Source organism: Sphingopyxis sp. GW821-FHT12F08 (assembly GCF_058806755.1).
In genome coordinates this window covers 116875-133527 of record NZ_JBXAQA010000006.1, presented here as the reverse complement: position 1 = coordinate 133527, position 16653 = coordinate 116875, and the positions used below count along the sequence as shown (strand labels likewise).

At 67.4% G+C, this 16653-nt stretch carries 18 protein-coding genes; 10 read left to right on the top strand and 8 right to left on the bottom strand.

From position 1 onward, the window contains the following. Nucleotides 1-36: 36 nt before the first annotated feature. Nucleotides 37-1149 (top strand): ATP phosphoribosyltransferase regulatory subunit, encoded by a 1113-nt coding sequence (locus AC1RNQ_RS16670; protein WP_493172849.1) that lies wholly within the window; start codon nt 37-39, stop codon nt 1147-1149. A 96-nt stretch (nt 1150-1245) separates the two neighbouring features. Here the strand turns inward: AC1RNQ_RS16670 and AC1RNQ_RS16665 are convergent, their stop codons facing one another. The 3 genes from AC1RNQ_RS16665 to AC1RNQ_RS16655 form a co-directional block, all read right to left on the bottom strand. Further along, a complete protein-coding gene (locus AC1RNQ_RS16665) occupies nt 1246-1623 on the bottom strand; it encodes a DOPA 4,5-dioxygenase family protein (RefSeq protein ID WP_493172847.1) in 378 nt (125 codons plus the stop codon). Continuing rightward, nucleotides 1620-2039, bottom strand: coding sequence for a GFA family protein (locus AC1RNQ_RS16660; RefSeq protein WP_493172845.1), 420 nt, complete (start codon nt 2037-2039; stop codon nt 1620-1622). Before AC1RNQ_RS16660 ends, AC1RNQ_RS16665 begins: the two co-directional genes overlap by 4 nt. 90 nt (nt 2040-2129) lie before the next feature. Next, nucleotides 2130-2951: an alpha/beta hydrolase gene (locus AC1RNQ_RS16655; RefSeq protein WP_493172842.1), complete on the bottom strand. Its 822-nt coding sequence runs from the start codon at nt 2949-2951 to the stop codon at nt 2130-2132. Nucleotides 2952-3215: 264 nt separating this feature from the next. Between AC1RNQ_RS16655 and AC1RNQ_RS16650 the strand changes: the two genes are divergently transcribed. Continuing rightward, nucleotides 3216-4505: an adenylosuccinate synthase gene (locus AC1RNQ_RS16650; RefSeq protein WP_493172840.1), complete on the top strand. Its 1290-nt coding sequence runs from the start codon at nt 3216-3218 to the stop codon at nt 4503-4505. A gap of 327 nt (nt 4506-4832) precedes the next feature. Further along, nucleotides 4833-5576, top strand: coding sequence for a class I SAM-dependent methyltransferase (locus AC1RNQ_RS16645; RefSeq protein WP_493172838.1), 744 nt, complete (start codon nt 4833-4835; stop codon nt 5574-5576). Between the two features lie 5 nt (nt 5577-5581). Here AC1RNQ_RS16645 and AC1RNQ_RS16640 read toward each other — a convergent pair whose 3' ends face one another. Together AC1RNQ_RS16640 and AC1RNQ_RS16635 are read right to left on the bottom strand one after the other, a co-directional pair. Continuing rightward, nucleotides 5582-6172, bottom strand: a complete 591-nt coding sequence (locus tag AC1RNQ_RS16640; protein ID WP_493172836.1) for a hypothetical protein — start codon at nt 6170-6172, stop codon at nt 5582-5584. Continuing rightward, entirely contained in the window at nt 6169-6498 is a 330-nt protein-coding gene (locus AC1RNQ_RS16635; RefSeq protein ID WP_493172834.1) for a PadR family transcriptional regulator, read from the bottom strand. Before AC1RNQ_RS16635 ends, AC1RNQ_RS16640 begins: the two co-directional genes overlap by 4 nt. A 79-nt stretch (nt 6499-6577) precedes the next feature. Between AC1RNQ_RS16635 and AC1RNQ_RS16630 the strand changes: the two genes are divergently transcribed. From AC1RNQ_RS16630 to AC1RNQ_RS16620, 3 genes are read left to right on the top strand one after another with little or no spacing between them, the layout of a single operon-like run. Beyond that, nucleotides 6578-7192, top strand: coding sequence for a hypothetical protein (locus AC1RNQ_RS16630; RefSeq protein ID WP_493172832.1), 615 nt, complete (start codon nt 6578-6580; stop codon nt 7190-7192). 38 nt (nt 7193-7230) lie between these two features. After that, nucleotides 7231-7731: a L,D-transpeptidase family protein gene (locus tag AC1RNQ_RS16625; RefSeq protein ID WP_493172830.1), complete on the top strand. Its 501-nt coding sequence runs from the start codon at nt 7231-7233 to the stop codon at nt 7729-7731. Nucleotides 7732-7741: 10 nt separating this feature from the next. Next, nucleotides 7742-8332 (top strand): NADPH-dependent FMN reductase, encoded by a 591-nt coding sequence (locus AC1RNQ_RS16620; protein ID WP_493172828.1) that lies wholly within the window; start codon nt 7742-7744, stop codon nt 8330-8332. Here the strand turns inward: AC1RNQ_RS16620 and AC1RNQ_RS16615 are convergent. Continuing rightward, a complete protein-coding gene (locus AC1RNQ_RS16615) occupies nt 8329-9645 on the bottom strand; it encodes a spinster family MFS transporter (protein WP_493172827.1) in 1317 nt (438 codons plus the stop codon). The genes AC1RNQ_RS16620 and AC1RNQ_RS16615 overlap by 4 nt on opposite strands. A 110-nt stretch (nt 9646-9755) precedes the next feature. Here AC1RNQ_RS16615 and AC1RNQ_RS16610 point away from each other — a divergent pair, with 110 nt between their 5' ends. Then, nucleotides 9756-11348 (top strand): amidase, encoded by a 1593-nt coding sequence (locus AC1RNQ_RS16610; protein ID WP_493172826.1) that lies wholly within the window; start codon nt 9756-9758, stop codon nt 11346-11348. A 270-nt stretch (nt 11349-11618) separates the two neighbouring features. On the opposite strand, the gene AC1RNQ_RS16605 is transcribed toward AC1RNQ_RS16610, so the two are convergent. Both AC1RNQ_RS16605 and AC1RNQ_RS16600 read right to left on the bottom strand, forming a co-directional pair. Continuing rightward, nucleotides 11619-12107 carry a DUF2721 domain-containing protein gene (locus AC1RNQ_RS16605; protein WP_493172824.1) on the bottom strand — a complete coding sequence of 163 codons (489 nt, stop codon included), beginning with the start codon at nt 12105-12107 and terminating at the stop codon, nt 11619-11621. Then, on the bottom strand, nt 12107-13327 hold the full coding sequence (locus tag AC1RNQ_RS16600) for an LL-diaminopimelate aminotransferase (protein ID WP_493172822.1): 1221 nt from the start codon (nt 13325-13327) through the stop codon (nt 12107-12109). The genes AC1RNQ_RS16605 and AC1RNQ_RS16600 overlap by 1 nt, the downstream gene beginning before the upstream one ends. 115 nt (nt 13328-13442) lie before the next feature. Here AC1RNQ_RS16600 and AC1RNQ_RS16595 point away from each other — a divergent pair, with 115 nt between their 5' ends. The 3 genes from AC1RNQ_RS16595 (at nt 13443) to clpS (ending at nt 16652) form a co-directional block, all read left to right on the top strand. Then, a complete protein-coding gene (locus AC1RNQ_RS16595) occupies nt 13443-15227 on the top strand; it encodes a PHA/PHB synthase family protein (RefSeq protein WP_493172820.1) in 1785 nt (594 codons plus the stop codon). A 121-nt stretch (nt 15228-15348) separates the two neighbouring features. Further along, complete coding sequence (locus tag AC1RNQ_RS16590; RefSeq protein WP_493172818.1) at nt 15349-16104, top strand: phasin family protein; 756 nt, start codon at nt 15349-15351, stop codon at nt 16102-16104. A 221-nt stretch (nt 16105-16325) separates the two neighbouring features. After that, nucleotides 16326-16652, top strand: coding sequence for an ATP-dependent Clp protease adapter ClpS (gene clpS / locus AC1RNQ_RS16585; RefSeq protein ID WP_144037631.1), 327 nt, complete (start codon nt 16326-16328; stop codon nt 16650-16652). The last annotated feature ends 1 nt before the right edge of the window (nt 16653 follow it).

Here is a 16653-nt window from a genome sequence, read left to right as displayed (position 1 = left end):
TTCACTTGCGGCGCGCACCGCGTAGGAGAGCCCCCGATGCCCAAGCCCCCCGCCCTGCTGCCCGAAGGCCTCCGCGACCGCCTGCCGCAACAGGCCGAGGCCGCGTCGCGCGTCACGCGCGCGCTCGTCGATGCGATGCGCGCGCACGCCTATGGCCGCGTGTCGCCGCCGCTCGCCGAGTTCCGCGAGACGCTCGGCGGCGACGACGACCGTTCGGCCCGCGACCTGCTCCGCTTCACCGACCCGGTGTCGCAGCGTACGCTCGCGCTCCGCCCCGACATCACGCGCCAGGTCGGTCGCATCGCGACCTCGCTCCTCGCGCAGGCGCCGCGTCCCTTACGCCTCTGCTACGCCGGCCAGATCGTCAAGCTGCGCGCCAGCCAGCTGCGCCCCGCGCGCGAAATGCTGCAAGTCGGCGCCGAACTGATCGGCAGCGACGGCGTCGCCGCAGCGCGCGAGATCGTCACCGTCGCGATCGATGCGCTCGACGCCGCGGGCATCGGCCCGGCCACGATCGACTTCACCCTGCCCGACATCGTCGACCTGCTCGCCCCCGCGCTTCCCGTTGAAGCGTCGCGCGACGCACTCCGCGACGAGCTCGACGCCAAGGACGCCGGCGCGCTCGCACGTCTCGGCGCGCAGGCCTATCTGCCCTTGCTCCGCGCTACCGGTCCCTTCGACCGCGCGCTCGCCGACCTGCGCGCTTTCGACACCCGCGGCGTGCTCGCGAGCCGCCTCGACGCGCTCGAAGCCATCGCCGCCCCGGTGCGCGACCGCGTCACGCTCACCCTCGACCCGACCGAGCGCCACGGCTTCGCCTATCAAAGCTGGTTCGGCTTCCAGATCTTCGTCCCCGGCCAGGGCGATGCGATCGGCCGCGGCGGCAGCTATGCCATCCCCGTCGGCGAGGACCAGGAGGAAGCCGCGGTCGGCTTCTCGCTCTACCCCGACCCGCTGATCGACGACGGCCTCGGCGCCGAGGATATCGCCGAGCGCCGCATCTTCCTGCCGCTCGGCCATGATACCGAGCTCGCCGCGAGCCTGCGCGCCGACGGCTGGCAGACGGTGGCGGCGCTGTCCGAAAACGACGACGCACGCGCGCTGGGTTGTGGCTATGCGCTGGGCGCGGCGGGGCCGGTCGAGGCCTGAGGCACAACACATCGTCATCCCGGCGAAGGCCGGGATCTCACCCTATCGTCATACCGAACCGGCGAGATCCCGGCCTTCGCCAGGATGACGAATTAGCTAGAAATCGGCCTTCCCGAAACGCGGAATCCCCTGGTTCACCCCCGGCGGATCGAGCACGGTCACATCGAGTTCGACCGGTTTCCCGATCCACTCGGCCAGGCTGGTATGATCGGCCAGATCGTCGTCGGTCAGCGGATGTACCAGCGCGCGCAGCCCCGTCGCCGCGATTGCCCTGACCACCGCATCGCGATGCGACTTCAAAAAATGCACCTCATATTGCGCGATCGGGTGCGGCCCCGCCGGGCCGTCGGTCATCGCGCCGACGAACAATATCGCCGCGTCGCGCCCGAAACCCTCGCGCAACGCGACCGCCGCATCGCGCTCGGCGGGCTCGTAATAGATATGTGCATGATAGGGCGCGTCCGCGTCGCTCATTCGCCGTCCTCCTGTCCCAATACCAACGCCGGCCGCACGAACCCGTAATCGCCATGCCCCGGCCACGTCCGCCCGTCGGGAAAGCGCAGCTCGATCCCCGCGAGGTCGCTTTCGTCGGCGAGCCGCATATTTACCCCCATCACCCCGTTGCCGAAGCGCGCGACCGCATCGGGCGTCAAGGTGAAATGGGTGAGCGCCCCGCAGATGGCGCAAAAGCGCATCTCGGCCGCGGGCTCGGCCTTGTCGCGGCGCTGATAGACAGTCGTGGCCCCCTCGACGACGACCTCCGACGGATCGAAATAGCCCCAGCGCACCCCCGCCTTGCTGCAAAAGCCACAATTGCATTCGTTGACGAAGTCGGGCCGCCGGGCGGCTTCGATGCGGACGTCGCCGCAGTGGCAGGAGAGGCTGAGCATGGCGGGGTCATGGGGAATGGGGGCGGGCGGGGTCAAGGGGGGGGTGTCGGAAGCCGATCATCCCCCGCAGGGGGAGGATCGACAATCCCCCTACCCCCCAAACACCCGCTTCAACCACGCATCGACCACCCCCGTCGGCGCATAGCCCGTGTCTCCCAGACGCCGGTTGATCTCGGCATGCCCCTGCAATCCCTCGCCGGGGAAGCTGCCATGCTCGACCTTGCTCCCGCCCGCTTCGAGCGCCGCACCCAGCGCCTTCGCCTGCCGCACCCCGTCGGGCCGCTGGACATAGAGCAATAAAAACGCCGGCGCATTGGGCGCCCCCGAGTGCAGCGTCGGCGACAGCGCCGCCTGCCGCGCCGGATCGCTCCCGAACGCCTGTTTGTAGGTCGCCTGCATGATCGGCGGCCCGTCCTTCATCTGCGCGGGCACGTCATACGCCGCCCCGTCGATCGGGATCACCCCCGCTATGTCGGCGAAGGACAGCCCGGCGCGCTTGAGGTACCGCTCGTCGGTCCCCACCAGCGCGACCAGATGCGCGCCCGCGCTATGCCCCATCAGCACGATCCGCCGCCGGTCGATGCCCAGTTCGTCGGCGCGCGCCACCAGCGTCTTCACCGCCATCGCGACATCCTCGGCCTGCTGCTCGACCGCCGCTGCGGGTACCAGCCGGTAATCGATCGACGCGAAGGCATAGCCCTGGCCCGGATAATGTTCGGCCTTGAAACGCCCGGTCGCATTGTCCTTGCTGCCGCGCTTCCATCCGCCGCCATGGACAAAGACGACCAGCGGCGCCGGTCCTTTCGCACCGGCCGCGCGCCAGACGTCGAGCGTCTGCAGCGCATCGCTGCCATAGGCGATCGTCTGGCTGCCGGGCACTTTGGGCCCTTCGTCGGCGCCCATCCGCTGCATGATGCGATCGCGCAGCCGCTCACGCGCCTCGGCGAACGGGCCCGGGACGGCAAGGCTCAGGGCGACCAATGCCGCCACCCCAGCCCATGTCACAAATCTTCGCGCTCGCATCGCCGACAACCTCCGCTTTCCTCGTCGGCAGCAAAATTACCCGGCAAATGTCGCAAATCCGTCCCACTGCGCTTGCCTCTGCGGCCAAATCCGCTAAGGCCGCGCCGGGCCGGCGCTGGTCGTTTTTGGGCCCCAGTTCAGCAGGACAGCATCATGGCAAATGTCACCGTCATCGGGTCGCAATGGGGCGACGAGGGCAAGGGCAAGATCGTCGACTGGCTCGCCAGCCGCGCCGACGCCGTGGTGCGTTTCCAGGGCGGCCACAACGCCGGCCACACGCTCGTCGTCGGCAACCAGACCTACAAGCTGTCGCTGCTCCCGTCGGGCATCGTCACCGGCACGCTGTCGATCATCGGCAACGGTGTCGTGCTCGATCCCTGGGCGCTGCGCGACGAGATCGCCAAGCTGCGCGGCCAGGGTGTCGCGATCAACCCCGAGAATTTTGCGATCGCCGACAATTGCGCGCTGATCCTGCCCTTCCACCGCGACCTCGACGCGCTGCGCGAGACCGCGGCGGGCGCGGGCAAGATCGGCACCACCGGCCGCGGCATCGGCCCGGCGTACGAGGACAAGGTCGGCCGCCGCGCGATCCGCGTCTGCGACCTCGCGCATCTCGACAAGCTCGAACCCCAGCTCGACCGCCTGACCGCGCACCACGACGCGCTGCGCGCGGGCTTCGGCGAACCCCCGATCGACCGCGACCGCCTCAAGGCCGACCTCGCCGAAATCGCCGACTATGTGCTCGAATATGCCCAGCCCGTGTGGAAACGCCTCAAGAAAGTGCGCAAGGCCGGCGCGCGCATCCTGTTCGAGGGCGCGCAGGGCGTGCTGCTCGACATCGACCATGGCACCTATCCCTTCGTCACCAGCTCGAACACGGTGAGCGGCACCGCGGCGAGCGGCTCGGGGCTCGGCCCCGGTGCGGTCGGCTTCGTGCTCGGCATCGCCAAGGCCTACACCACGCGCGTCGGCAGCGGCCCCTTCCCGACCGAGCTCGAGGACGAGACCGGCCAGCGGCTCGGCGAGCGCGGCCACGAGTTCGGCACCGTCACCGGGCGCAAGCGCCGCTGCGGCTGGTTCGACGCGGTGCTCGTGCGCCAAAGCTGCGCAGTGTCGGGCGTCACCGGCATCGCGCTGACCAAGCTCGACGTGCTCGACGGCTTCGACAAGGTGCGCATCTGCACCGGCTACCGCCTCCGCGGCAAGATCCTCGACTATTTCCCCGCCCATTCGGCCGACCAGGCCGAGGTCGAGCCGATCTACGAGGAGATGGACGGCTGGCACGAAACCACCGCGGGCGCGCGCAGCTATGCCGACCTCCCCGCGCAGGCGATCAAATATATCCAGCGCGTCCAGGAACTGATCGAAACCCCGATCGCGCTCGTCTCGACCAGTCCCGAGCGCGAAGACACGATCCTGATCAGGGATCCGTTCAGCGATTGAAACGGATCCTCCCCGGAACGGGGAGGGGGACCAGCGAAGCTGGTGGAGGGGCACAGGCGGTTTGCCTTGCCGGTGAGGTTGTGTGCCGCAGTTACTGCCCTGGAAATAACAGCCCTTCCAGCTCATCGCCGCATAAACCTCCCGTGCCCCTCCACCACCCTTCGGGTGGTCCCCCTCCCCCTGCGGGGGAGGATCGCTTGCCGCCGCTTCCGCCCCAAAAAGGGAATACCCGCCCCCAATCCCCAATCGTCGCATCTTCGCGGCAACCCGGCGCAGTTCGCCTCGCTGTCACCGAACTGACTCGCAGCGTCCCTAGTTGGCGTGTCGATGACGACGCGCGACACCACGCAGCTTCTGGCCCGGCCGGACCTTTACGACGCGCTGCCGCGCCCCCTGCGCGAGCGGCTCGACGTCATCGCCTTCGGCGCGATCCAATGGCCGTGGCTGCTGCGCTCGCTATGGGGCGGCCGCAAGGCCGAAAAGGCCGCGCTGCTCGCCCGGCTCGACCTGCCCGCCGACGCGCTCCCCAATCTCGGCAGCTGGAAAGCCGACACCCGCTTCCTCTTCCACATCGTCGACGCGATCGAAAGGCTGCGCCCCGCGACGGTGGTCGAGCTCGGCTGCGGCGCGAGCAGCCTCGTCATCGCCAAGGCCTTGCAGAAATATGGCGGCGGGCGGCTGGTCAGCTATGACCAGCATCAGGATTTCGTCGTCGAGACCAGCGCGTGGCTCGCGAGCCAGGGCGTCGCCGCCGACATCCGCCACGCCCCGCTCGGCCCGCCGCCGGGCGACTGGCCGGGGCTCTGGTATCAGCTCGCCGATCCGCCGGCCGACATCGGCCTGCTGGTGATCGACGGGCCGCCTTGGGCGCTGCATCCGCTGGTGCGCGGCGCCGCGGAGTCGCTCTTTCCGCGCCTGACCGACGATGCGCTGATCCTGCTCGACGATGCAGCGCGGATCGGCGAGCGGATCGTTGCGCGGCGCTGGCGGCAACGCTGGCCGGACATCGATTTCGTCTACGACCGCGCGGGGGCAAAGGGCACGCTTATCGGCCTCAAGCGCGCCGTCTGACCCTGTCAGGCGATCCGGCGATAGCGATCGATCAGCCGCAGCCGCCCGACCAGCCAGATCAGCAGCACCAGCTGCACCACCCCCGTCGCGAGGATCAGCGCGCCATCCTGCCCGCCAAGCGCGGGCAGCGCCCGCGACAGACTCGCACCCGTCGACATCGCGATCGCGGCGCCGGCGAACAGCAAAGGCGCACGCATCCCCACCCCGTCCGAACGGCTCCGCCGCCATGCGACGATCAGCGCCGCCGCGCCGATCAGGAAACCGACTCCGTCGATCAGGCTCAGCACGGTCGGGTTCGCGAAAGGGTCGAACCCCAGCTGCATCGACCGCCAACGCATGAAGAGGAAGGTTGCGAGCGCGAGCCATCCCGCCGCCTTCAGCGTCTGGCGCAATCGCCCGGGCAGCGCCGCGCTCGCATAGGAGCGCGCAATATCCTCCACCGCGCCGAAGCGCCGCTCGGCCTCGCGCCGGTCGAGCTCGGGGTGGGCCTCGGCCATCTCGTCCAGATATTCGGCCAGATCCTCGCGCGCGCGGTCGGCGAGCCGGCGGTCGAAGCCGAGTTCGCGCTGCAGCGCGCGGGCATAATCGCCGCTCACACCGCCCGCGGGTCGAGGAAGGCGCCGACCGCGCGCGAAAATTCGGTCCAGCCCGTGCGGCGTTCGCCGAGCGCATCATGCCCCGCCGGGGTCAGCGCATAGACGCGCTTGCGCCGCCCCGACGGCGGATCGACCCAGTCGCTCGCGAGCAAGCCTGCGAGCTCGAGCCGATGGAGCGCGGGATAGACCGTCCCCTCGGGCAGGTCGAAATGCCCATCGCTTCGCCGCCTTATCTCCTCGATCACCGCATAGCCGTGCGCCGCGCCGCGCTCGAGCGTGGCGAGGATGACATTGTCGAGATGGCCCTTGAGCATTTCGGCGTTCATGCCGCGCTTTTACCCCTTGCAACGCTAGGGGTCAATCTATAACCTAGTGTCACTAGGTATGAAAAAGGACATCGGCGATATGCGCAACGATCGAGCAATTCCGACCGGCCCCGCCCTCTTCCTCCTCGTCGCCGCTGCGCTCGCCGCGATGGCGGGCGGCATGATCCTCGCCGACGGCGGCGGGGTCGAGGGGGTCCGCCTCGCGATCCGCGCCACCGCGCGCACTTCGCTCCTGCTCTTCCTCGCCGCCTTCACCGCCGCGGCGTTGGTCCGGCTCTGGCCGGGCGCCGCCACGCGCTGGCTGCTCCGGAACCGCCGCTGGTTCGGCCTCGGCTTCGCCTTCTCGCACCTCGTCCACGCCGGCGCGATCTTCCTGCTCCACCGCTGGCATCCCGAAACCTTCGCGCTGCTCGTCCAGCCCAGGACCTTCGTCACCGGCGGCATCGCCTATCTCTTCATCGCGCTGCTCGCCGCGACCTCCTTCAACCATGCCGTCGCCGCGCTCGGTCCGAAGAACTGGAAGCGCCTCCACACGGCGGGTATCTGGGTGATCTGGATCAGTTTCGTCTTCACCAACGGCAAGCGCATCCCCGCGAGCACGGCCTATGCGATCCCTGTCGCGATCCTCTTCGCCGCGCTGGCGCTGCGCCTCTGGGCCGCGCGGCGATCGCGCCGCGTCGCCGTCCCCGCCTGACCCCTTGCCCGGCGGCGGCGAAGGCGTAGGATCGCGCGATGCGCCGCTTCGCTTTCCTGCCCCTGCTGCTGCTCGCCGCCTGCGGATCGGCGAGCTCGCAGCCCGCGCCGCCCGCCGGGGCCAGGGCCGACCGCCTGCTCGTCGACAAGAGCGATCGCATCCTCATCGCCTACAGCGGCGAGCGCGAGATCGCGCGCTACACGAACATCCGCTTCGGCGATGCGCCCGAGGGGCACAAGCGCTTCGAGGGCGACGAGCGCACCCCCGAAGGCGACTACACCATCAGCGGCCGCAACCCGAAGAGCGCCTATCACCTGTCGCTGCGCATCTCCTACCCCAACGCCGCCGACCGTGCTTATGCCAGGGCGCAGGGGCGCTCGCCGGGCGGCGACATCTTCATCCACGGCCAGCCGGGCCGCTGGCCCGGCCCGACGCTGGCCACCGACTGGACCGACGGCTGCATCGCACTCGCCGATGCCGAGATAAAGCAGCTGTGGGACCTCGTCCCCGACGGCATCCCGATCACCATCCGCCCCTGAAGGAACCGCCATGCCGCGCCACATCCTTATCTTCTTCGGCAGCTACCGCCGCGACCGGCAGGGCATCAAGCTGGCGCGGTGGCTGGTCGATGCCATCGCCGCGCGCGGCGACAGCGCCGAACTGATCGACGCCAAAGCGGTCGACCTTCCGATGCTCGACCGCATGTACAAGGAATATCCGAAGGGCGAGGCGCCAGCCGCGATGGAGGAACTCGCGGGCAAGATCCGCGCCGCCGACGGCTTCCTGTTCGTCACCGGCGAATATAATTGGGGACCGCAGCCGGGGCTCAAGAATCTCACCGACCATTATCTCGAGGAATGGTTCTGGCGCCCCGCCGCGATCGCCTGCTACTCGGCCGGCTCCTTCGCGGGGGTGCGCGCGATGATGGGCTGGCGCGACATTTTGGGCGAGATGGGGATGGCGGTGATCTCGTCGATCCTGCCCGTCGCGCGCATCGGCAAGGCGTTCGACGCCGACGGCAAGCCCGCGGGCGACGAGGGCAAGCAGCTCGAACGGCTGTTCCCGCGCTTCGCTGACGACCTCAATTGGTGGATCGACGCGGCGAAGGCACAGCGCGCCAAGGTCGACCCGCCCTATTAACCCGATTTGAGCTCGCGCGAGAGCCTGAGGCTGGCGCGCCAGAAGAAGAAGGCCGGGATCAGCCCCAGCCATGCCGCACCATAAAGCACCCAGCGCACGCTCTCCTGCCCCGCGACCGGCGCCAGCGCGTCGGACAGCACCCCGAACAGGAACGGCCCCAGCCCCAGCCCGATCAGATTCTGCCCGAACAGCATGATCGACGCCGCGACGGCGCGCGCGCGCGGCTGCACCAGCCCCTGCACACAGCCATAGGCCGGACCATAATAGGCCGCGTTGAAGATCGTCGGCAGGACGAGCAGCGCCACCGCGATCCGCCAATCCTCCATATAATAGCCAAGGAACAGGATGGGTGCGGCGAGCGCCATGCCATAGGCCGGAAAGGTCAGGATGTGGCGCTTGTCGCGGGCGCCGAACTTGTCGGCGAGCTTGCCGCCGAGCCAGGTGCCAAAGGCGCCCGCCAGCCCGAGCACGACTGCCATCGACAGCCCCGCCTCGGTGGTCGACAGGCCATGGCTGCGGATGAAGAAGCTGATCGTCCACAGCCCCTTGCCATAGCCCAGGAAGGCGGTCACCGACGCCGCGATCAGGATGTAGACGAACGCGCGCGAGGCGAAGATTTCGCGCATCGCCTCGCCGGTCGACAGCGGCACCGCCGCCGCCGCGCTCGCCGCCGCTTCGACCGACCGGCTGTGCCGCGGCTCGCGCATCACGAACAACACGATCAGCGCGAGCAGCAATCCCGGGGCGCCGACCATCATCAACGCAACGCGCCAGCCGTAAAGATCGTTGACGATCCCGCCGATGATCAGCCCGAGCAGCGATCCGACCGGCACGCCAAGTCCGTAAAAGGCGATCGCCGACGAGCGCTTCGCAGCGGGCACACTGTCCGAAATCAGCGAGTGCGCGGCGGGCGTGCACCCCGCTTCGCCGACGCCGACGCCGATGCGCGCAAACAGCAATTGCACGAAATTCTGCGCCAGCCCGCACACTGCGGTCATCGCCGACCATATGGCGAGCGCGAGCGAGATCAGCCGGACGCGGTTCGTGCCTTCTTTGTCGGCGTAGCGCGCGATCGGGATGCCGAGCAGCGCATAAAAGACCGCGAAGGCCGGACCCGCGAGCAGGCCGAGTTCGGTATCCGAAAGGCCGAGATCGGCCTTGATCGGTTCGGCGAGGATGTTGACGATCTGCCGGTCGAGGAAGTTGAAGATGTAGACGATCAGCAGGATCCACAGCATCGTCCGCGTCTGCGCGGAAACACCATCGGCGGGCGGCGACCCGATGCCCTGCGGCGCGGCGGCTTTTTCGTTCATTCGTCTCTCCCGCCGCCAAGGGAGCAGCCGCACCGCAGCGAGTCAACGCCGTTGCGGTGCGCCGAAAATCACCGCTTGCAATTGCCGCTACGGCTGGCAGCTTTCATTCCATGCAAAAATATTCGCTGCTCGCCGCCGCCGCGCTCCTCGCCGTCGCCGCCGCTATGGCCCCGGTCGCCGCGATGCCGCCGCCGCTCCCCGAGGTCGAGGGCAAGGACGCCGCGACGCTGCGCGCCGAGATGGAGAGCGGCCAGATCTATGAAGGGCTGCTCGTGTCGGTCTACCAGGACCGCATCGGTCGACTCGACGACTACGGGCCCAAACTGAACGCCGTGATCGCGAACCTGTCCCAGACCGAAGCCTATGCGGAGGGGCAGCGGCTCTACGACGAGCGCAAGGCGGGCAAGGCGCGCGGGCCGCTGCACGGCATCCCCATCCTGCTCAAGGACAATATCGAGACCGCGGGTCCGTGGGCCACGACCGCAGGCTCGCTCGCGCTCAAGGACAATGTCACCGGCCGCGACGCGCCGATCGTCGCGCGGCTGCGCGACGCCGGGGCGATCATCCTCGGCAAGACCAACCTTTCCGAATGGGCCAATATCCGCTCGAACGATTCGACGAGCGGGTGGAGCGCGGTCGGCGGGCTCACCAGAAACCCGCATGCGCTCGACCGCAACAGCTGTGGCTCCTCGTCGGGCAGCGCCGCCGCGGTCGCCGCCAGCCTCGCCCCGCTCGCGATCGGCACCGAAACCGACGGCTCGATCACCTGCCCCGCCGGGGTCAACGGCATCGTCGGCTTCAAGCCGACCGTGGGCCTCGTCAGCCGCACCCATATCGTGCCGATCAGCCACAGCCAGGACACCGCCGGCCCGATGACGCTGACCGTCCGCGACGCCGCGGCGGTGATGAGCGCAATCGCGGGCAGCGATCCCGCCGATCCCGCGACGGCCGAGGCCGACACGCGCAAGGCCGACTATGTCGCCGCGCTGTCGGAGGGCGCCCTGAAGGGCAAGCGCATCGGGGTGCTGCGCGACCGCATCGGCGGCCGCGCCGATATCGCCGCGCTGCTGGGCGCGGCGCTGAAACAGATGGAGGGTCGCGGCGCGACGGTCGTCGACATCGCCGACAGCCGCAAGGGCCTAGAAGAATTGGGCGCCGCCGAGTTCGAGATCCTGCTGACCGAACTCAAGGCCGACATGGCGACCTATCTCGCGGACTTGCCCGCGAAGACCGGCCCCAAGACGCTGGCCGACCTCATCGCCTTCAACAAGGCGCATCCCGAGGAACTCATATGGTTCGACCAGTCGCTGTTCGAACTGGCGGAGACCAAGGGTGGACTCGACAGCAAGGCCTATCTCGACGCCAAGGCCAAGGCGGCACGCCTCGCCGGGCCCGAGGGCATCGACCGGCTGCTCGCGGCGCACAAGGTCGATCTGCTCGTCGGGGTCACCAACGGCCCCGCCTGGACCAGCGACCTCGTCAACGGCGATCATTATAACGGCCCCAGCGCCAGCCAGCTTCCCGCCGTCGCGGGCTATCCGCATCTCACCGTGCCGATGGGCGCGGTGCAGGGCCTGCCGGTCGGGATCAGCTTCATCGGCCCCAAATGGAGCGACGCCGATGTGCTCTCCGCGGGCTATGCCTATGAACAGGCGAGCAGGAAGCGCGTCGCGCCGACTTTCCGGGCGAGTGTGGGTCCCTGATCACTCGCCACGGGGTGGCTGTTAACGGGCGTTAGCGGACGAAAGCGATCCTCCCCGGCACGGGGAGGGGGACCAGCGAAGCTGGTGGAGGGGCACAGGCGGCTTGTCTTGCCGGTGAGGTGCTTCGCTACGGCGACGTTGCCGGAAATGAAGGGCTTATCAGTCCGGCGTTACGCAAACCTCCTGTGCCCCTCCACCACCCTTTGGGTGGTCCCCCTCCCCCTGCGGGGGAGGATCGGCAATGTCCGCTCCCCACCCCAAAGCCGCCTCTCAGCGCCGCCCCTGCCGCTTGCGCCAGCCCATCTCCTCAAGCTCGAGCAGCTCCATCGGCACATGGATCGTCCGCGTCGCGAGCCTTACCTCGACGAGGAACATCACCAGCGAGGCCAGCAGCAGCAGCATCGCCAGCGCGAACACCCACGCCGCCGCCGCGCCGAGGTTGAACCCGACGAAGGCCTGCGCGAACAGCAAGGCGACGAGCAGGCACACGACGATCCCGCACGCGACCGCCGACGCGATCGAATTGTTGATGATGTCCATCCGCCGGTCGACGACGCGCAGCTCGGCGACCAGCCGGTCATGCTCGTCGCCCTCGGTCTCACCCCATTGCTCGATCAAGACCCGCGACCGGTCGACGACGCGCGCCAGCCGCCCGGTAAACACGTTGAGCAAGCCCCCGGTTGCCACCAGCAGGAACACCGGCGTGACCGAGATCTGGATGATTTCCGCAATGGCGCCCAAGCCAGCGGCGGCGGACATCAGCCCCCGCCGCCCGCCGCGACCGACGGCGTGTTCACGCCGTGCATTGCCAGGAACTTGCGAATGTTGCGCGCGGCCTGGCGGATGCGCTGCTCATTCTCGACCATCGCGATGCGGACATAGCCTTCGCCGTCCTCGCCATAGCCGACCCCGGGCGCGACCGCGACCTTGGCGTGGGTGAGGAGCTGCTTCGAGAATTCGAGGCTGCCCATTTCCCTGAGCGCGGGGGGCAGCGGCGCCCAGGCGAACATCGACGCCTTGGGGCTCGGGATGTCCCATCCGGCGCGGCCGAAGCTGTCGACCATCACGTCACGGCGCTTCTGATAGAGTTCGCGGTTCTTGGCGACGATATCCTGCGGGCCGTTGAGCGCCGCGCACGCCGCGGCCTGGATCGGGGTGAAGGCGCCATAGTCGAGATAGGATTTCACCCGCGTCATCGCCGCGATCAGGCGCTTGTTGCCGACCGCGAAACCCATGCGCCAGCCCGCCATCGAATAGGTCTTCGACATCGAGGTGAACTCGACCGCGACATCCTTCGCGCCCGGCACCTGCAGGATCGAGGGGGTCGGATTGCCGTCGTAGTAGAGCTCCGAATAGGCAAGGTCGCTGAGCACCCAGACCTTATTCTCCTTCGCCCAGGCGACGAGCCGTTCGTAGAAGGCGAGATCGACCGCCTCGGCGGTCGGGTTCGACGGATAGTTGACCACCAGGATCGACGGCCGCGGCACGGTGAACGCCATCGCGCGGTCGAGCGCGCGCCAGTAATTTTCGTCGGGGGTCGTCGGCACGCTGCGGATCGTCGCGCCCGCGATGATGAAGCCGAAGGTGTGAATGGGATAGCTGGGGTTCGGCGCGAGCACGACGTCGCCCGGCCCGGTGATCGCGGTCGCAAGGCTCGCAAGCCCTTCCTTCGACCCCATCGTCACCACGACCTCGCTCTCGGGATCGAGTTCGACGTTGAAGCGGCGCGCATAATAATTGGCCTGCGCCTTGCGCAGCCCCGGAATGCCCTTCGACTGTGAATAACCGTGCGCGTCGGGCTTCATCGCCACTTCGCAGAGCTTCTCGATCACATGCGCGGGCGGCGGCAGGTCGGGATTGCCCATCCCCAGGTCGATGATGTCCTCTCCCGCGGCGCGGGCGGCCGCACGCATCGCATTGACTTCGGCGATGACATAGGGCGGCAGGCGCTTGATGCGGTAGAATTCATCGTCGGACATGGGAAACTAGAACAACTCCTTTGCGTATCGTGTCGATTGACGCGAGCGGCAATCTCGCCAGCCACGCCGCGGCTTGTTATAGGCATAATATCTCCACAGACCAGCGGGAACGAGCATGAACGAATCGGGCAGCAGCGACACGACCGACACGCCGAACCCCTTCCTGCCCGCGCCCGACGATCTGCAGCATTGGGCCAGCGTCATGGGCCGCGCGCAGCAGATGATGCTCGAATATGCGCTCGGCCAGGCGAACGACGGCAGGACAAGCGCCGCCGCGATGTTCGATCCCGGCAGCTGGCTCAGCAGCCCGGCGGCGCAGCAATGGGCCGAGCAATCTTCGAAGATGTGGGAGCAGGGCGTCGCCTTCTGGACCTCGCTCGCGACCTTGGGGCCCTCCTTCACCCCGGTTACCGACGCGCCCGCCAGTGCACCAAAGGACAAGCGCTTCGCCGATCCCGAATGGAGCGCGAACCCCGTCTTCGCGCTGATCCGCCAGACCTATGGCCTGCTCTCCGACCAGTTGCTCGAAACCACGCGCCAGATGCAGGGGCTCGACGAGGGCGCGCGCAAGAAGATGGAGTTCGCGGCAAAGAATATGGCCGAGGCCTTTTCGCCGACCAACCTCGCGCTCACCAATCCCGAGGTGATCAAGCGCGCGGTCGAGACGCGCGGCGAGAGCCTGCTCAGGGGCCTGAAGCACATGCTCACCGACCTGTCGCGCGGCCAGCTCAGCCACGTCGACCCCGACGCGTTCGAGGTCGGCGTGAATGTCGCGACCACGCCGGGCAAGGTGATCCACGAAACCGACCTTTATCAGCTCATCCACTATGCCCCGACGACCAAGGAAGTCTTCACCGTCCCGCTCGTCATCTTCCCGCCGTGGATCAACCGCTTCTACATTCTCGACCTCAACCCCGCGAAAAGCTTCGTCGCCTGGGCGGTCGAACAGGGACTCTCGGTGTTCATGGTGTCGTGGAAATCGGCCGACGCCTCGATGAAGGACGTGGTCTGGGACGATTATATCGCGGCGCAGGTCGATGCGATCGACACGGTGCGTGCGCTGCTGGGCGTCCCCGCGGTGCACACCATCGGCTATTGCGTCGCGGGCACCACGCTTGCCGCGACGCTCGCGATGCTGTCGGCCAGGGGCGAGGCGGACAAGGTCCAATCGGTCACCTTCTTCACCGCGCAGATCGATTTCGAGTTCGCCGGCGATCTCAAGCTGTTCGTCGACGAGAGCTATCTGGCGCTGCTCGAACAGCTCTCGGCGCAGGGCTATCTAGACGGGCGCTACATGGCCGCGACCTTCAATAGCTTGCGCGGGCGCGACCTCATCTGGAACTATGTCGTGAGCAATTATCTGCTCGGCAACGACTATCCGCCCTTTGACCTGCTCTACTGGAACGGCGACACCACCAACCTCCCCGCGAAATGGCACCGCCAATATCTGGTCGACCTCTACCGCGACAACCGCATGGTGATTCCGAACAGCTTGTCGGTGTGCGGGACCCCGCTCGACCTTCGGAAGATCAAGACCCCCGCCTATATCCAGGCGGGGCGCGAGGATCATATCGCGCCGCTCGCCAGCGTCTGGCGGCTTATGGACCATCTGTCGGGCGACAAGACCTTCCTTCTCGCCGGGTCGGGGCATATCGCCGGCGTCGTCAACCCACCCGCGGCAGGCAAATATCAATATTGGACCGGCGACAACGCCGCGACAACGCTCGCCGACTTTGAAGCCTCTTCGACCGAGACCAAGGGCAGCTGGTGGCCGCACTGGATCGGCTGGATCGAAGCACGGGACGGCGCAAAAATCGCCGCAAAGGGTTCGCGCATTCCCGGAAAAGGTGCTAAGAAGGCGATCGAGGATGCCCCCGGCCGCTACGTCAAGCAGCGGTAAAATATCGGGAATAAAAGGCCAACAAGGCCGCGAGCAGAATTTTTTGTGCACTGCACAAAAATATCCTTGAAATCGCCACGCCACTCCTATATTGTGCACTGCAACATAAAGGAGTTCCCCGATGGCTACCAAGATGGATAGTGCCGAAAAGGCTTTCGAGGCCGCGACGCTGGAAACGCCCGCCAAGCCGGTGGTCGCTCCCGCTGCGTCGGTCGCTGCCGCTGCTCCCGCAGTGGCGAAGGCCGCTCCGGCACCCGTGAAAACCCCGACGGTGAAGGCAAAAGCCAAGCCGGTCGCGAAAAAGGCCGCTGCCCCCAAGGCAGTTGCCAAGAAGGCCGTCCCCAAGAAGGTGGCCGTGAAGACCATTGCCCCCAAGCCCCTGAAGGCCGCGCCGAAGCCGGTTGCCGCCGCCACCAAAGGATTCAAGACCATGAACGACACCGTCAAGAAGTTCGCCGACGAAGCGAAGACCCGCGCCGAAGCCCTGACCGCCGACTTCAACGAGAAGGCGAAGGAAGCCATGGCCAAGACCAGCAAGTTCGCTGAAGACGCCGTCGAGTTCAACAAGGCGAACCTCGAAGCGTTCGTCGAAGCCGGCAAGATCGCCGCGAAGAACGCCGAAGTCCTCGGCCAGGAAGGCGTGACCTTCGCTCGCAAGAGCTTCGAAGACACGACCGCCGCGCTGAAGGGCTACACCGCCGTCAAGACCCCGGCCGACTTCTTCAAGCTCTATGCCGAAAACAGCAAGAAGGCGTTCGACGCCGCTGTCGCGCAGACCTCGAAGACCAGCGAGCTCGTCGTCAAGATGGCGAACGACAGCTTCGCGCCGATCTCGAACCGCGTGTCGGTGATCACTTCGAAGATGAAGGCCGCCTAAGGGCTTTCTCTTCCGCTGTCGGCGCGGGCCTCTCTCCCCTCCTCCCCGCCTGCGCCGGCGCACCCAAGACCGCTCGCTTCCCCTAGGAAGCGGGCGGTTCTTGTTTTCGGGTCGTGCAGGAAAAGGGGGTTAATGATGCCCCTCCCCCTTGCGAATCCACCGCGGCGTGCGATATTCGGGCAACGATGCTTCCAGTTCAGACTCTTCCCCCCATCCGCGCCATGGCGGACAAGGACGACGGCACGCCCGGCACCCCCGGAGTCGGCATCGCGACGCGCACGCGCGCGAAGGCGAAAAAGCCGTCGATGTACAAGGTGCTGCTGCTCAACGACGACTACACGCCGATGGAATTCGTCGTGATGGTGCTCCAGCGCTTCTTCAACATGGACATCGAACAGGCGACGCAGGTGATGCTCCACGTCCACCAGCAGGGCGTCGGCGTTTGCGGCGTGTTCAGCTATGAAGTCGCCGAGACCAAGGTGAACCAGGTGATGGACGCCGCAAGGCAGAACCAGCACCCGCTGCAATGCACGCTGGAAAAGGCCTGAC

Coding starts and splice junctions, on each gene's coding strand:
- AC1RNQ_RS16670 (WP_493172849.1), top strand. CDS start 37: ATGCCCAAGCCCCCCGCCCTGCTGCCCGAAGGCCTCCGCGACCGCCTG.
- AC1RNQ_RS16665 (WP_493172847.1), bottom strand. CDS start 1,623: ATGAGCGACGCGGACGCGCCCTATCATGCACATATCTATTACGAGCCC.
- AC1RNQ_RS16660 (WP_493172845.1), bottom strand. CDS start 2,039: ATGCTCAGCCTCTCCTGCCACTGCGGCGACGTCCGCATCGAAGCCGCC.
- AC1RNQ_RS16655 (WP_493172842.1), bottom strand. CDS start 2,951: ATGCAGCGGATGGGCGCCGACGAAGGGCCCAAAGTGCCCGGCAGCCAG.
- AC1RNQ_RS16650 (WP_493172840.1), top strand. CDS start 3,216: ATGGCAAATGTCACCGTCATCGGGTCGCAATGGGGCGACGAGGGCAAG.
- AC1RNQ_RS16645 (WP_493172838.1), top strand. CDS start 4,833: ATGACGACGCGCGACACCACGCAGCTTCTGGCCCGGCCGGACCTTTAC.
- AC1RNQ_RS16635 (WP_493172834.1), bottom strand. CDS start 6,498: ATGAACGCCGAAATGCTCAAGGGCCATCTCGACAATGTCATCCTCGCC.
- AC1RNQ_RS16630 (WP_493172832.1), top strand. CDS start 6,578: ATGCGCAACGATCGAGCAATTCCGACCGGCCCCGCCCTCTTCCTCCTC.
- AC1RNQ_RS16625 (WP_493172830.1), top strand. CDS start 7,231: ATGCGCCGCTTCGCTTTCCTGCCCCTGCTGCTGCTCGCCGCCTGCGGA.
- AC1RNQ_RS16620 (WP_493172828.1), top strand. CDS start 7,742: ATGCCGCGCCACATCCTTATCTTCTTCGGCAGCTACCGCCGCGACCGG.
- AC1RNQ_RS16615 (WP_493172827.1), bottom strand. CDS start 9,645: ATGAACGAAAAAGCCGCCGCGCCGCAGGGCATCGGGTCGCCGCCCGCC.
- AC1RNQ_RS16610 (WP_493172826.1), top strand. CDS start 9,756: ATGCAAAAATATTCGCTGCTCGCCGCCGCCGCGCTCCTCGCCGTCGCC.
- AC1RNQ_RS16605 (WP_493172824.1), bottom strand. CDS start 12,107: ATGTCCGCCGCCGCTGGCTTGGGCGCCATTGCGGAAATCATCCAGATC.
- AC1RNQ_RS16600 (WP_493172822.1), bottom strand. CDS start 13,327: ATGTCCGACGATGAATTCTACCGCATCAAGCGCCTGCCGCCCTATGTC.
- AC1RNQ_RS16595 (WP_493172820.1), top strand. CDS start 13,443: ATGAACGAATCGGGCAGCAGCGACACGACCGACACGCCGAACCCCTTC.
- AC1RNQ_RS16590 (WP_493172818.1), top strand. CDS start 15,349: ATGGCTACCAAGATGGATAGTGCCGAAAAGGCTTTCGAGGCCGCGACG.
- clpS (WP_144037631.1), top strand. CDS start 16,326: ATGGCGGACAAGGACGACGGCACGCCCGGCACCCCCGGAGTCGGCATC.